Source organism: Ancylobacter sp. TS-1, from assembly GCF_009223885.1.
In the GTDB taxonomy this organism is placed as follows: Bacteria; Pseudomonadota; Alphaproteobacteria; order Rhizobiales; family Xanthobacteraceae; genus Ancylobacter.
Map to the genome: position 1 here is coordinate 3108739 of NZ_CP045144.1, position 14609 is coordinate 3123347.

The 14609-nt window shown below is 70.3% G+C and carries 13 protein-coding genes; 9 read left to right on the plus strand and 4 right to left on the minus strand.

All coding sequences use genetic code 11. From position 1 onward, the window contains the following. Positions 1–121: 121 nt before the first annotated feature. The 3 genes from GBB76_RS14590 (at position 122) to GBB76_RS14600 (ending at position 5051) form a co-directional block, all read left to right on the plus strand. Positions 122–2635 carry a circularly permuted type 2 ATP-grasp protein gene (locus GBB76_RS14590; RefSeq protein ID WP_152303975.1) on the plus strand — a complete coding sequence of 838 codons (2514 nt, stop codon included), beginning with the start codon at positions 122–124 and terminating at the stop codon, positions 2633–2635. Beyond that, a complete protein-coding gene (locus GBB76_RS14595; RefSeq protein ID WP_152303976.1) occupies positions 2632–3585 on the plus strand; it encodes a transglutaminase family protein in 954 nt (317 codons plus the stop codon). Before GBB76_RS14590 ends, GBB76_RS14595 begins: the two co-directional genes overlap by 4 nt. A 101-nt stretch (positions 3586–3686) precedes the next feature. Further along, positions 3687–5051, plus strand: coding sequence for an MFS transporter (locus tag GBB76_RS14600; protein WP_152303977.1), 1365 nt, complete (start codon positions 3687–3689; stop codon positions 5049–5051). A gap of 142 nt (positions 5052–5193) precedes the next feature. On the opposite strand, the gene recR is transcribed toward GBB76_RS14600, so the two are convergent. After that, positions 5194–5799, minus strand: coding sequence for a recombination mediator RecR (gene recR / locus GBB76_RS14605; RefSeq protein WP_152303978.1), 606 nt, complete (start codon positions 5797–5799; stop codon positions 5194–5196). A 224-nt stretch (positions 5800–6023) separates the two neighbouring features. Here recR and GBB76_RS14610 point away from each other — a divergent pair, with 224 nt between their 5' ends. Further along, positions 6024–7466 carry a sodium:proton antiporter gene (locus GBB76_RS14610; protein ID WP_152303979.1) on the plus strand — a complete coding sequence of 481 codons (1443 nt, stop codon included), beginning with the start codon at positions 6024–6026 and terminating at the stop codon, positions 7464–7466. Between the two features lie 4 nt (positions 7467–7470). On the opposite strand, the gene GBB76_RS14615 is transcribed toward GBB76_RS14610, so the two are convergent. The 3 genes from GBB76_RS14615 to GBB76_RS14625 all read right to left on the minus strand — a co-directional run bounded on the left by GBB76_RS14615 (position 7471) and on the right by GBB76_RS14625 (position 10528). Continuing rightward, a complete protein-coding gene (locus GBB76_RS14615; protein ID WP_162375609.1) occupies positions 7471–7992 on the minus strand; it encodes a DUF3016 domain-containing protein in 522 nt (173 codons plus the stop codon). A 41-nt stretch (positions 7993–8033) separates the two neighbouring features. Beyond that, positions 8034–9647, minus strand: a complete 1614-nt coding sequence (locus GBB76_RS14620; RefSeq protein ID WP_152303981.1) for a phosphoenolpyruvate carboxykinase (ATP) — start codon at positions 9645–9647, stop codon at positions 8034–8036. Between the two features lie 131 nt (positions 9648–9778). Continuing rightward, positions 9779–10528 carry a HugZ family protein gene (locus tag GBB76_RS14625; RefSeq protein WP_152303982.1) on the minus strand — a complete coding sequence of 250 codons (750 nt, stop codon included), beginning with the start codon at positions 10526–10528 and terminating at the stop codon, positions 9779–9781. 188 nt (positions 10529–10716) lie between these two features. Between GBB76_RS14625 and GBB76_RS14630 the strand changes: the two genes are divergently transcribed. The 5 genes from GBB76_RS14630 to GBB76_RS14650 all read left to right on the plus strand — a co-directional run bounded on the left by GBB76_RS14630 (position 10717) and on the right by GBB76_RS14650 (position 14603). Next, positions 10717–11415 carry a response regulator transcription factor gene (locus GBB76_RS14630; protein WP_152303983.1) on the plus strand — a complete coding sequence of 233 codons (699 nt, stop codon included), beginning with the start codon at positions 10717–10719 and terminating at the stop codon, positions 11413–11415. A 7-nt stretch (positions 11416–11422) separates the two neighbouring features. Further along, positions 11423–13252, plus strand: a complete 1830-nt coding sequence (locus tag GBB76_RS14635) for a sensor histidine kinase (RefSeq protein WP_152303984.1) — start codon at positions 11423–11425, stop codon at positions 13250–13252. Positions 13253–13266: 14 nt separating this feature from the next. Then, a complete protein-coding gene (locus GBB76_RS14640; protein WP_152303985.1) occupies positions 13267–13719 on the plus strand; it encodes an HPr kinase/phosphorylase in 453 nt (150 codons plus the stop codon). A 198-nt stretch (positions 13720–13917) separates the two neighbouring features. Then, a complete protein-coding gene (locus tag GBB76_RS14645) occupies positions 13918–14319 on the plus strand; it encodes a PTS sugar transporter subunit IIA (protein ID WP_152303986.1) in 402 nt (133 codons plus the stop codon). Next, positions 14316–14603: an HPr family phosphocarrier protein gene (locus tag GBB76_RS14650; RefSeq protein ID WP_152303987.1), complete on the plus strand. Its 288-nt coding sequence runs from the start codon at positions 14316–14318 to the stop codon at positions 14601–14603. Before GBB76_RS14645 ends, GBB76_RS14650 begins: the two co-directional genes overlap by 4 nt. Positions 14604–14609: the final 6 nt, after the last annotated feature.

The window sequence follows — 14609 nt, forward strand, 5'->3', positions numbered from 1 at the left end:
CGCGCCATGGCGATGGGGTGCCATGGGCCGCTGGCCGCGCGGGCGCGTGCCGGCGCGGGGCGACAAGCGTCGCGGACAGGCGGGAAGCGTCCTCCATCGTCGGGGGCGCCGAGGGGCATATATGGCCGGTCGCGGTGAGACGCAGGCCCGTACCCGCCGCTTCGAGGAAGCGGCGGTCCAGGCTCTGCTTGCGGGTTACAAGCCCTTGCCGGGTGTTCACGACGAACTCGTGGACCCGGAAGGGCGTCCGCGCGCGCATTGGACCTCCCTGCTGGTGGCGCTCGCCGAGATGGGAATCGACGAGGTCAACCGCCGCTTTCGCGCCGCTGACCGCCATCTCTACCGCTCCGGCGTGTTCTACCGTGTCTATGACGATCCCAATGGCGGCGAGCGGCCCTGGCCGATCTCGCACCTTCCCCTCGTCATCGATGCCACCGAATGGCAGGCGCTGGAGCGCGGCCTGATCCAGCGCGCGCAGATGATGGAGGCGGTGCTCTCCGATCTCTACGGCGCGGGTCATCTGCTGCATTCGGGCGCGCTGCCGGCGGCGGCGGTGGCCGGCAGCCCGGATTTTCTCCGGCCGATGGTCGGCGTCGATCCGCATGGCGGCAGCTTCCTGCGGATCTATGCCGCCGATATCGGGCGCGGGCCGGACGGGCACTGGTGGGTGCTGTCCGACCGTACCCAGTCGCCCTCCGGCGCCGGCTACGCGCTGGAGAACCGCCTCGCCATCGCCCGCGCCATGCCGGACCTTGCCCGTTCGCTGAACGTGCGCCGGCTGGCCGGCTACTTCCAGGCGCTGCGCGCCGGCCTGACCCGGCTCGACCGTTCCGGCGAGGGCCGGGTCGGCCTGCTCACCCCCGGCCCGCTGAACGAGACCTATTTCGAGCACGCCTATCTCGCCCGCTATCTCGGCTTCGTGCTGCTGGAGGGCGACGATCTCACCGTGCGCGACAACGTGGTCTATGTGCGCACCGTGGCCGGTCTCAAGCGGGTCGACGTGCTGCTGCGCCGCCTCGATGCCGACTATGCCGACCCGCTGGAGCTGAATCCCGGCTCGCGGCTCGGCGTGCCGGGGCTGATGCAGGCGGTGCGGGCGGGCGGGGTCTCGCTGGCCAACGCCATCGGCTCGGGCGTGGTCGAGGCGCCGGCCATGATGGGCTTCCTGCCGCGCCTCGGCGCCCAGGTGCTCGGCGAGGACCTGATCCTGCCCAATGTCGCCACCTGGTGGTGCGGCCAGGAGGCCGAGCGCGAGCGCGTGCTCGACAGCCTGGACGATCTCGTCATCGCCCCCGCCTTCCGCCGCACCCTGCCGGGGCTGCTGGACGAGGGGGCGGTGATCGGCGCCGATCTCGACCCGGTGCGCCGCGCCGCCATCGAGGAGGCGATCCGCACCCGCGGCGTCGACATCGTCGGCCAGGAGGCCGTGCGCATGTCGACCATGCCGGTCTGGCGCAACGGCCGGCTGGAGCCGCGCCCGTTCATCCTGCGCATCTTCGTGGCGGCGACCGAGGCGGGCTGGACGGTGATGCCCGGCGGCTTCTGCCGCGTGTCGGAGAGCCTCGATCCGCGCGCGGTCAGCATGCAGGGCGGCGGGCGCTCGGCCGATGTGTGGGTGCTCGACCCGGCACCGGTGGAGCAGACGACGCTGCTGCCGGCGCCCGATCATGTCGAGATCAAGCGCCAGACCGGGCCGCTGCCGAGCCGGGCGGCGGACAATTTCTTCTGGCTCGGCCGCTATGTGGAGCGTGCCGAGTGCACGCTGCGCCTGCTGCGCACGCTGGCCGGCCGGTTGTCCTCCACCGCCGATGGCGGCGGCGCCTCGGTGCCCAGGCTGCTCGATCTGCTGCAGGAATGGGGCGCGGCGCCCGACGACGTGACGCGCGTGCGCCCGGTGCGCCACGTTCTGGCCGCCCTCTCGCGCCGCGATCTGCCCGGCGCGCTGCCCAACCTCATCGAATCCGCGCGCCACACCGCCTCGGTGATCCGCGACCGGCTGTCGCCGGATGCGTGGCGCACGCTTGCCGACCTCGCCCTGATGATGGCCGAGCCGGTGCCGGTGACCAGCGCGGAGCCGGACGCCTATGAGCGCACCGACCGCGCTTTGCGCGCGCTTGCCGCTTTTTCGGGCCTCGCCTCGGAGAACATGAACCGGCTGGCCGGCTGGCACTTCCTCGACCTCGGCCGGCGCATCGAGCGCGCCATCGCCACCTGCCGCTTCTCCCGCACGCTGGTCGGCGAAGCACCGTCCGCCGGCGCGCTCGACGTGCTTCTGGAGCTGTGCGACAGCCAGATCACCTATCGCTCGCGCTATGTGATGGTCGAGAGCCGCGCGCCGGTGCTCGACCTCGTGCTGCTGGACCCGGTCAATCCGCGCTCGCTGGCCTTCCAGATCCAGGCCATCGTCGCCCATATCGAGGCGCTGCCGGGGCATCTGGGCGACGAGCCGCCGCCGCCCGAGGAACGCCTCGCCGCCCGGCTCGCCGCTTCCATGAAGGCTTTCGGTGCCGCCGAGTTCGACGATGAGCGGCTGTGGGGGGTCGAGACCGAGCTGATGGAGCTGTCGAACGACGTCGCCGAGCGCTACTTCATCCAGCGCCAGCCGGTGGAGACTCCGTGGGAGCTGCTGGCATGAAGTACGACATCCATCAGACCACCGCCTACAGATACGCTTCGCCAGTGCCGGTGGCGCGCCATGTCGTGCGCATGGTGCCCGTCGACAGGCCGAACCAGCGCGTCGTCTCCAGCCAGTTCTCCGTCGAGCCCGAGCCGGTCGAGTGGACCGAGACGCGGGACTTCTTCGGCAACAAGGTCGTCCATATCCGCATCGAGACCCCGCACACCAGCTTCACCGTGCACACCCGCGCGCGGGTCGAGGTGGAGGAGCCGCCGGCGGTCGAGGCCGATTCCGGGCCGAGCTGGGAAGAGGTGCGCGAGGCCGCCGATGAGAGCGCGGACCTGTCCGGTGGTTCGCCCGCGCATCACCTCTACCCGAGCCCGGCGGTGCCGCTGAGCGAGGCCATCACCCGGTGGGCCGCCGACAGCTTCCCTCCCGGGCGCGCCATGCTGGCCGGCGCCATCGACCTGATGATCCGGCTGCACGCCGAATTCACCTACGACCCGCGCGCCACCGATGTCTCGACCCCGCCGCTGGAAGCGTTCGAGATGCGGCGCGGCGTGTGTCAGGATTTCGCGCATATCATGATCGCCGGCATGCGCGGGCTCGGCCTGCCGGCGGCCTATGTCTCAGGCTTCCTGCGCACCGAGCCGCCGCCCGGCAAGGAGCGCCTGCAGGGCGCCGACGCCACCCATGCCTGGGTCTCCGTGTGGTGCGGCGAGGAGATCGGCTGGCAGGGGCTCGACCCGACCAACGCGCTGATCGTCGCGACCGATCACGTCGTTCTGGCGGTCGGGCGCGACTACACCGATGTCGCGCCCATCGGCGGCGTGGTGTTCGGCTCGGGCGGGCAGAAGCTGAATGTCGAGGTCGACGTCATCCCCCTGCCGGAACCGCAGGCCGAGGTTCTGCCCGCCGCCGGGCCCCGCCTGTCATCGGCCGCAGCGGAGGCCGGCAAACCGGCGTGACCGGCGACAGGCCGGCGCGTCCGGGCTAGACAGAACGGCGTGCCGCGCGAATCGCGCGCCCCAAGTCACGCCACCCTGTCGCACCGCCGAGCGAGCCGGACATGACCGACGCAGCCCGCCCCCAGACGCCGCCCGCCGGGACGCCCCGGGACGAGGATGACGGCTTCCTCGCCAGCCTCGCGGTCTATCTGCGTCCCCGCGTCCTCATCGTCATCCTGCTGGGCTTCTCCTCCGGCCTGCCGCTGGCGCTGTCGGGCGCGACGCTGACCATCTGGATGGCTGAGGCCAAGGTGAACCTCGCCACCATCGGTCTCTTCGCGCTGGTCGGCGTGCCCTACAATTTCAAGTTCGTCTGGGCGCCGCTGGTCGATGCGCTCGATGTGCCGCTGCTCGGCCGCTGGCTCGGCCGGCGGCGCGGCTGGCTGGTGTTCACCCAGCTCCTGCTGGCGGTCGCCGTCGTCTGGCTCGGCTTTCAGGATCCCGTCGCCGCGCCCTGGCACGTGGCGCTCGGCGCGCTGCTGGTCGCCACCGCCTCGGCGACGCAGGACATCGTGGTCGACGCCTTCCGCGTCGAGAGCCTGGAGACCCGCGAGCAGGCCGCCGGCATGGCCGGCTATGTCGCCGCCTACCGGGTCGGCATGCTGGCCTCGGGCGCCGGCGTCGTGCTGCTGGTGGCGTGGTTCGAGGTGCTGGGCACCCCGCGCGCGGATGTGTGGGCCTATGGCTATCTCGCGGCGGCGGCGATGGTCGGCGTCGGCCTGTTCGCGGCGCTGATGGCGAAGGAGCCGGCGGGCCAGCCGGTGATCCAGCACGAGGAGAACGTGTTCCGCCGCGTCGGCCAGACCGCGGTCGGGGCCTTCGGCGCTTTCCTCACCCGCAACAACGCCGTGGCGATCCTGCTGTTCGTGGTGCTGTTCAAGTTCTGCGATGCCTTCGCCGGCGCGCTGACCGGCGCCTTCGTCATCGACATCGGCTTCGACAAGGCGACCTATGCCGGCGTGGTGAAGGGCGTCGGCTTCGCGGCGGCGCTGATCGGCGGGTTCGCCGGCGGGGTGATCGCCCGCGCCCTCCCGCTCTCCACCGCGCTGTGGGTGGCCGGCATCCTCCAGATGCTGTCCAATCTCGCCTTTTCCTGGCAGGCCTGGATGGGCGTCGACGTGGCGGCGCTGACCGCGACGGTCGTGATCGAGAACTTCACCGGCGCCATCGGCACGGTGATCTTTGTCGCCTATATCTCGGCGCTGTGCGGCGACCGCGCGCATACCGCGACGCAATACGCGCTGCTCACCGCGCTGGCGGCGGTGGGGCGCACCTTCCTCGCCTCCTCGGCCGGCTTCGTGGCGCAGGAGACGGGGTGGATGGCGTTCTTCGCCGTCACCGCGCTCGCCGCCCTGCCGGGGCTGGCGCTGCTGGCATTCTTGCAGGCGAGCGGCCATTTCCGCGAACTGGCGGCGACCAAGGCATAGGGCGCGCCTCCTTCGAGGCTCGCTCCGCTCGCACCTCAGGATGACGTTGTTCCTTCGGCAATGTCTTCGTCATGCTGAGGTGCCGCCTTCGGGCCGGCCTCGAAGCACGCAGAACCGTAGGGCAACCCTCGGGCCGGGCCGCTCAGAAGCTGGTGCGCGCGCGGATCGCCGCCGCCAGCGTGCCTTCGTCGAGATAGTCGAGCTCGCCGCCGACCGGCACGCCATGGGCGAGGCGCGTGACCTTCACGCCGGAATCGCGCAGCAGCTCGGTGACGTAATGCGCGGTGGTTTGGCCGTCGACCGTGGCGCCGAGGGCCAGCAGCACCTCCTTCACCGCGCCGTCATGGGCGCGCTCGACCAGCGTCTTGAGGTTCAGCTCGTCCGGGCCGATGCCATCGAGCGGGGACAGCGTGCCGCCCAGCACATGATATTTCGCGTTCAGCGCGCCCGCCCGCTCCAGCGCCCAGAGATCGGCGACATCGGCGACGACGATGAGCAGCGTCGGATCGCGCGTCTCGTCGATGCAGACCGAGCAGGGATCGCGAACGTCGATATTGCCGCAGACGCGGCAGGTCGCGATCTTGCCGAGCACGTCCTCGAAGGCCGCGGCCAGCGGCGCCATCAGCGGCTCGCGCTTCTTGATGAGATGCAGCGCCGCCCGCCGCGCCGAGCGCGGGCCGAGGCCCGGCACCCGGGCAAGCAGCTGGATCAGGCGTTCGATCTCGGGACCGGCGACAGCGCGGGGCATGGCATCCTCTTCGCCGGCGGCCGGCGCGGTGCTGCGCGGGCCGGCCGGCTCCCCGCCGGTCTAGCGCACGTGGCGGCTCCACGCCAAGGCCGGCGCGAAGGGCTGCGAGAGAAGGGGCCGTCGCGGGCGATCACATCGGCGTCCGCGCGGCCGGTTTTGCTCGACACCCGGGGAGGGGGTTGCTACCCGGGAATGACAAGAGCGACACCGCCAGGGGAGACACCATGCCGATGCTGACGCCGAAAGCCGCCCTTTCCGCCGCGCCTCTGGCCCTTCTGGGACTGGCGCTGACGGCCATGCCGGCGCTGGCCGCCGAGGGCGGCATCGACGGCGCGGCGCTGGCGCTGGTCTGGGGCATCCCCTTTGTCGGCATGCTGCTGTCGATCGCCGTCATCCCGCTGCTGGCGGGGCATTTCTGGCATCACCATTACGGCAAGGTGGCGCTGTTCTGGGGGCTCGCCTTCCTCGTGCCCTTCATCGCCGTCTTCGGCGCCGGCCTCACCGTCTATGAGGTCGCGCATGCCGCGCTGCTCGAATACATCCCCTTCATCATCCTGCTGTTCTCGCTCTTCACCATTTCGGGCGGCATCCTGCTTACCGGCAATCTGCACGGCAGCCCGGGCGTGAACACCGCGCTGCTCGCCATCGGCACGTTGCTGGCGAGCGTCATCGGCACCACCGGCGCCTCCATGGTGCTGATCCGTCCCCTGCTGCGCGCCAATGACGAGCGGCGCCATAACGTCCACACGGTGGTGTTCTTCATCTTCCTGGTGTCGAACATCGGCGGCTCGCTCACCCCGCTCGGCGACCCGCCGCTGTTCCTCGGATTCCTGAAGGGTGTCAGCTTCTTCTGGACCACCGAGCACCTGTTCCACGACACGGCGGTCGTGGCGGCCATCCTGCTGGTCGCGTTCTACCTGCTCGACCGCTATTTCTATGCGCGCGAAGAGAACCTGCCGCACAAGGTCGACCCGACCCCCGACACGGAGAGACTCGGCCTGCGCGGCTGGCGCAACCTGCCGCTGCTGGCCGGCGTCATCGCCGCCATCCTCATGAGCGCGCTGTGGAAGCCGGGCATCGAGTTCGACATCCTCGGCACCCATGTGGCGCTGCCCTCGATCGCCCGCGACGTCAGCCTGCTGGCGCTGGCGGGAATCTCGATCTGGATCACCCCCGCCTTCATCCGCGAGCGCAACGGCTTCGACTGGGAGCCGATCCGCGAGGTCGCCAAGCTGTTTGCCGCGATCTTCCTCACCATCATCCCTGTCATCGCGATCCTGAAGGCCGGCGCGGACGGGGCGCTGTCGCCGCTGGTTGCACTGGTGACGGACGAGGCGGGCGGGCCGGTGAATGCCGGCTATTTCTGGATGACCGGCCTGCTCTCCGGCTTCCTCGACAACGCGCCGACCTATCTCGTCTTCTTCAACCTCGCCGGTGGCGACGCGCAGGAACTGATGACGAAATACGCGGTGACGCTGGAGGCGATCTCGGCCGGCGCCGTGTTCATGGGCGCGCTGACCTATATCGGCAACGCGCCGAACTTCATGGTGCTGGCCATCGCCAAGAGCCGCGGCGTCGCCATGCCGAGCTTCTTCGGCTACATGGCCTGGTCGGGTGTTTTCCTGCTGCCCTGCTTCGCGCTGCTGACCTGGCTCTACTTCCTGTAGGGGCTCAGCTTCCCGACCGCTTCGCCTCCAGCGCGGCGAAGCGCGTGCGGAACCAGCTGTCGAGCATCGCCTTCTCGAAGCGCAGCGCGTCAGTGGAGCGCACAGCCACGGGATCCGTCAGGTAGTTCATCGCGCGCAGCGTCTCCTCGCCGCGCGCGACGACCCTGCCGCTCCGGCGCAGGCTGTAGCGCAGCGTCATCGACGGCCAGGTGTCCTGCCGCATGACGCGCAGTTCGCCGCTGCGCGCGCGCAGCGGGTCGATCTTGCCGGCGAGGTCGAGGTCGAGCACGGCGACGTCGATCTCATAGCCCGGCGGCAGCCGCCGGGCCGCAAGGCTGCGGATGATGCGTTCCAGCCCTTCCAGCGTCAGGCGCTGGTCGACCGGCCCCCAGGCAAGGTTGCCGTCCCGGTAGTTCTGCGGCGCGACGAAGGTGACGGTCGTCGCCGCCTGTGCGGCGGGGGGCAGCATCAGCACCGCGCCAAGGGCAAGCGCGGCACTGGTGAGGCGAGACTTACGTGAGGGCATGATTTCCTCCGTGACCATCGTCCGGCCGGCGAAGTGTCGTTCTATTCCGCCGCGATGGCCAGACCCGGCTGGGCGGCGCGCACCTCGTCGTCGACCGCCTTCTCGAAGCGGGCGAAATTGGCGCTGAACAGGCCGACCAGCCGGCGGGCGGTCATCGAATAGTCGATGCGCGTCGGCCAGTTGCGGGCAGGGTCCAGCAGGCGTGGATCGACACCCTCGATTCCGGTCGGAACGGCGAAGCCGAAATTCGGATCGGTGCGGAACTCGGCCCCGTCGAGCGCGCCGGAGAGCGCCGCCTCGACCAGCCGCCGCGTGAGCGCCAGCGGCACCCGCTGGCCGATGCCGGCGCGACCGCCGATCCAGCCGGTGTTGACCAGCCAGCAGCCGGGCGCGTGGCGGGCGAGCAGATCGCGCAGCAGGCCGCCATAGACGGACGGGTGACAGGGCAACACGGCCGCCGCGCCGCCGGCACAGAAGGTGGCGCGCGGCATCTCGCCTCCGGCTTCCGTGCCTTCCGGCGTGGCGCCATAGCCGGACAGGTAATGGTAGAGCGCCTGCGCGGGCGTCAGCCGGGCGATGGGGGGCAGCACGCCGAAGGCGTCGCCGACCAGCAGGAAGATGTGCTTGGGCGCGCCGGCGTTCTCCTCCGCGCGCGCGCCGGCGAGGAAGGAGAGCGGAAAGGCCGCGCGGGCATCGCCGGCCGGCACGGGGTCGTCGAAATCGGGCACGCGGCTGTCGGGGTCGAGCGCCACATTCTCCATCACCGAGCCGAAGCGCCGGACGGCGGCGTAGAGGGCGGGTGCGGCGTCCGGCGACAGGCCGAGCGTGCGCGCATGGCTGCCGCCGGCGACGGCGCCGATGCCGTCCGCGCTCCAGATATGCGCCCCGTCGGCGATAAGGGTCCGTGCCGGGTCGGTCGCCAGCGTTGTCGTGCCGGTCCCCGGCCGCCCGAGGAAGACGGCGACGTCGCCGGCCGCGCCGATGCTGGCCGCGCCCGCCAGCGGCAGCAGGCCGCGATCCGGCAGGGCATGGGCGAGCCAGGCGAATAGGGAGGCGGTGATTTCGCCGGCATGGAGCGTGCCGGCGATCAGCACGAGGCCCTGCGCGAGGTCGACGGCGACCACCGTCGACGACCGCACGCCGTGCGTCTCGGGTTCGGCGCGGAAGCCCGGGGCGCAGAGGATGGTGAGTTCAGGCACGAAGCCCGGCAGTTCCGCCGCCTCGGGCCGGAACAGCATGTTGCGCACGAACAGCGCGTGCCAGGCGTGCTCGCTCAGCACGCGCACATTGACGCGACGGCCCGGCCCGGTGCCGGCGCGCAGGTCCTGGGCGAACAGGGTGCGCCCGCCCGCATGGGCGAGCATGTCGGCCTTGAGACGCTCGAAGCGGTCGCGGTCCAGCGCGTTGACGCCGTCCCACCACACGCGGTCCTCGCTCGCGGCGTCGCGCACGATGTAGCGATCGTCGGGGCCCGGGCCGGCCGGCGGGGCGGTGGCGGCGACCAGCGCGCCGGTGTCGGACAGTCGCCCCTCGGCGCGGGCGACCGCGCGCTCGAGCAGGGCGGCCTCGCCTAGATTCCAGAACACCCGTCCGGTGCCGTCGAGACCGATGGCCTCGACGCCGTGATCCTCGTTGCGTGTGCCGGTCTGGTTCAAGGTCGGCCTCCTCTTACGCGTGACAAGAGGCGGCACCATGGGAGGCCAGTCGGGCCATTTGGCTGAAATTCCGGGCCGTTTCTGTGGCCAAACAGGGCCGAAGCCGTGATTGTCCCCGCCCGGCGGTACCTTCAGACCACCGCGGCACGTGCCCTTGCGGCAAGCTCGACCAGTATCTCGCGCATCTGCCGGGCGCCGGTGACGCGCCGGCCGAAGGCCAGCCGGCGGACCTCGAACCCGCTCATCAGGTCGCAGCCCTCGGGATCGATGCCGACCAGCTTCCAGTGGCCGGGCCCGGTGCCGAGCAGGTGCATTGCATAGAGCTGGATGGCGTCGGCGTGGTCGGCGTTCATATGCTCGACGGCGCCCGCCTCGGCCGCCAGAACCTCGGCCGCGTCCTCGACGCGGGTCGCGAGCGCGGCGCCCTCGACATCGACGATGCGCCCGAAGCCGGCGACGAGATGGGCGCTCTCGACCGCGATCCGGTAGAAGGCGAAGTCGCTGAACCCGGCAAAGCCGGCCGCGTCGGGATGGCGGGCGAGGAAGCGCCGGCGCGCCGTGGCGAGCGTCTCCTCGTCGGCGAGGCGCTCGATGCGTCCCTTGAGGCCGGCGCGGGCGCCCTGCAACTCGTCGCCGTGGCGGCGTTCGTCGACGAGAAGCGAGACCCGCGCCTCGCGCCCGATGTTGCGCGTGTGGCGCGCAAGGCCGGAGAGCAGCAGCAGCGGCGCGCCGTCGGGCAGGGTCGCGAGCTGGACCAGCGAGGCGTAGGGACCGCCATCATCGTCGAGCGTGGCGAGCGCGCCCGTCTGGGCCTCGCGCAGGAGCCGGCGAGTGGTGCCGGCGGGGTCGAAATCGTTGGCAGGTTGTGGTGTCGGTGACATCGGGAGCCCCTCCAGCGTATGTCGGTAGAGGTGTAGGCGGCGCACGGCATCGTCAAGCGGAAACGGCCAGATTGGCTATGTGCCTTGAGACGCGCTATTTTCAGTTGAATCAGTTTGCGTGTCACATTGTGGCCACGCCGGCAGGGTTCACCGCTTCGTGTACCGCTGCCGAACAGGAAAGTGTGCAGATGCCGACCATCGCTCTCGTCGACGACGATCGCAACATCCTGACCTCCGTCTCCATCGCCCTGGAATCGGAAGGTTACCGGATCCAGACCTATACCGACGGCGCGACGGCCCTCGACGGCTTCAAGACCAACCCGCCGGATCTGGCGATCTTCGACATCAAGATGCCGCGCATGGACGGCATGGAGCTGCTGCGCCGCCTGCGTCAGAAGTCCGACATGCCGGTGATCTTCCTCACCTCCAAGGACGACGAGATCGACGAGCTTTTCGGCCTCAAGATGGGCGCCGACGACTTCATCAAGAAGCCGTTCTCGCAACGCCTGCTGGTGGAGCGGGTGAAGGCGGTGCTGCGCCGCTTCGCCCCGAAGGACGGCACCCTGCCGCGCGAGACCGACAGCGCCAAGGTGCTGGAGCGCGGCCTGCTGCGCATGGACCCGGAGCGCCACACCTGCACCTGGAAGGGCGAGAACGTCACCCTCACCGTCACCGAGTTCCTCATCCTGCAGGCGCTGGCCACCCGCCCGGGCGTGGTGAAGAGCCGCAACGCGCTGATGGACGCGGCCTATGACGATCAGGTCTATGTCGACGACCGCACCATCGACAGCCACATCAAGCGGCTGCGCAAGAAGTTCAAGGTGACGGACGACAATTTCGAGATGATCGAGACGCTCTATGGCGTCGGCTACCGCTTCAAGGAGTAGCGGCTCTTTGCTCGATCCCGAATCGACGCGCTCCGCCGCCGATGACGATCGGCCGGACTCGGAGGCGGCAGAGACCACAGCGCCCTCCGGCACCGCGCGGGGCGGCCTGCTCGGCGCGTTGCGGCGGGCACGCAATTTCGTTGCCTTCAAGAGCTTCTCCAGCCTCACCCGCCGCATCGTCCTGCTCAACCTCGCCGGCATGTGCGTGCTGGTGTCGGGCATCCTCTATCTCTCGGAATTCCGCGCCGGGCTGATCGACGCGCGCGTGCAGAGCCTGCTGGTGCAGGGCGAGATCATCGCCGGCGCCATCGCCGCCTCGGCGCAGGTCGAGACCAACGCCATCACCATCGACCCCGAGCGGCTGCTGGAACTTCAGGCCGGCGAGAGCTACGGCCCGGGCGAGGAGGGCTTCGCCCCGCTCGAATTCCCGATCAACCCGGAGCGCGTCGCCCCGGTGCTCAAGCGCCTCGTCGAGCCGACCGGCACCCGCGCGCGCATCTACGACCGCGACGGCGCGCTTCTGCTCGATTCCCGCTCACTCTATTCGCGCGGCGAGATCCTGCGCTTCGACATGCCCTCGCCGACCACGCCCAAGCCGAACTGGATGGAGCGCGGCTGGAACAGCATGAAGTTTTGGTTCGAGCGCGGTGACCTGCCGCTCTACAAGGAGCTCGGCCCTAATAACGGCAAGGGCTATCTGGAGGTCGTCCAGGCGCTCCAGGGCCAGAAGGCCAGCGCGGTTCAGGTGAATGCGCGCGGCCAGGTCATCGTCTCGGTCGCGGTGCCGATCCAGCGATTCCGGGCCATTCTCGGCGTGCTGCTGCTGTCCACCCAGGGCGGCGAGATCGACGAGGCGGTCGCCGCCGAACGCCTCGTCATCGTGCGGGTCTTCCTCGTCGCCATGGCGGTGATGGTCGTTCTCTCGCTGCTGCTGGCCGGCACCATTGCCGGCCCGGTGCGCAAGCTCGCCGACGCCGCCGAGCGGGTGCGCCGGCGCACCCGCCAGCGCGTCGAGATTCCCGACTTCACCAGCCGCTCCGACGAGATCGGCCACCTGTCCGGCGCCCTGCGCGACATGACGGACGCGCTCTATTCGCGCATCGAGGCGATCGAGAGCTTCGCCGCCGACGTCTCGCACGAACTGAAGAACCCGCTCACTTCCCTGCGCTCCGCCGTGGAGACGCTGCCGCTCGCCAAGTCGGACAGCTCGCGCGCGCGGTTGCTGGAAGTGATCCAGCACGATGTGCGCCGGCTCGACCGCCTCATCACCGACATATCCGACGCCAGCCGCCTCGACGGCGAACTGCAGCGCCAGGAGGTCGAGCCGGTCGATCTCGTGCGCCTGCTCAACACCGTCACCGGCGTGCAGAACGATGTCATGCGCGGGGACGGGGTGACGGTGGCGCTGGCCTTCGAGCCGCCCGGCACGACGGACGAGTTCATCGTCCCCGGCCATGATTCCCGCATCGGGCAGGTCATCAACAACCTGATCGACAATGCCCGCTCCTTCTCCGCCAAGGGCGGCGAAGTGCGGGTGATCTGCCGGCGCAGCCGCGACGCGGTGGAGATCATCGTCGACGATGACGGTCCCGGCATTCCGCCGCACGCGCTGGGCCGCATCTTCGAGCGCTTCTACACCGACCGCCCGGAAGAGCAGGGCTTCGGCCAGAATTCCGGCCTCGGCCTGTCGATTTCCCGGCAGATCGTCGAGGCGCATGGCGGACGCATCTGGGCGGAGAACCGCCCGGCGGAGCCCCCCCGCAAGGGCAAGGCGGCCCGCACCGCGCCGCCGAAGCCGACCGGCGCGCGCTTCGTCGTCCGCCTGCCGGCAAGCTGAGCCGGCGAACCGGGATGGCAGCCTCTGCCACGATTCACGCCTCCTGCGTCCGGGTCGGCGCGCAAGGCGTGCTGATCCGGGGCGCCTCGGGCGCCGGCAAGTCGCATCTGGCCTTCGCGCTGATCCTCGCCGGCGGCAGGGGTATGGTGCCGCCAGTGGAACTGGTCGCCGACGACCGGGTGATCCTGAGCCGGCGCGAGGGGCGGCTTTTCGCGGCCGCGCCGCTCCCTCTCGCCGGCCTCATCGAGATACGCGGGGCGGGCGTGCGCCGCCTTCCCTTCCTCGCCGAGACAAGCGTCGATCTCGTGGTCGATCTCGGCGCGCAGGATGCCGCGCGGCTGCCGGAGACGGCGGCACTGCGGACCACGGTCGACGGGGTCGAAATCCAGCGCCTGCCGGCCTTTGCGGGCGGCGATGTGGTCCAGCAGGTGCTTGCCCTGCTGCTCGCCGGGCCGGGCTCCGACTGAACGGCGCCGGCCTGCCGCGCCGGCGCCGCGGGGTGGGATCCAATTTTCCCCAGCGGTACTTGCCATTCATGTGCGGTGCAACGATGATGTGCGCCCCATCGAGGCGGGCACCGGAAAGCTCTACCTCGGACGCCCTACCTTGGACGCCCACCGGGCGGAAGCATTGCAGTCGCGCCGACGGGCGCGCGGCGGAGCAGGATGATAGGTCTCGTACTCGTCACGCACGGACGCCTTGCCAGCGAGTTCCGCGCCGCACTCGAACACGTCATGGGGCCGCAGTCGCAGATCGAGACGATCACGATCGGCCCGGACGACGACATCGAGCAGCGCCGCAAGGATATCGTGGATGCCGTCGCGGCGGTGAATGTCGGCGAGGGCGTGGTGATCCTCACCGACATGTTCGGCGGCACGCCCTCCAACCTCGCCATTTCCGTCATGACCTCGCCGGATATCGAGGTGGTGGCCGGCATCAACCTGCCGATGCTGGTCAAGCTCGCCACCGTGCGCGGCGAGGTGCCGATGGAAGAGGCCGTGGCGCAGGCGCAGGAAGCCGGCCGCAAATACATCAACATCGCCAGCCGCGTTCTGGCCGGGAAGTGACCGTGACCGAGACGGCCATCCAGCGCGAACTCGCCATCGTCAACAAGCGCGGCCTGCACGCGCGCGCCTCCGCCAAATTCGTCCAGACCGTCGAGCGCTTCGATGCCGAGGTGCGCGTCACCCGCGCCGGCGAGACGGTGGGCGGCACCTCGATCATGGGGCTGATGATGCTGGCCGCCGCGCCGGGCACCACCATCCTCGTCGAGGCCAGCGGCCCCGAGGCCCTGCACGCCATCGAGGCGCTGGACGCGTTGATCTCCGACCGCTTCGGCGAGGGCGAATAGGCGCGC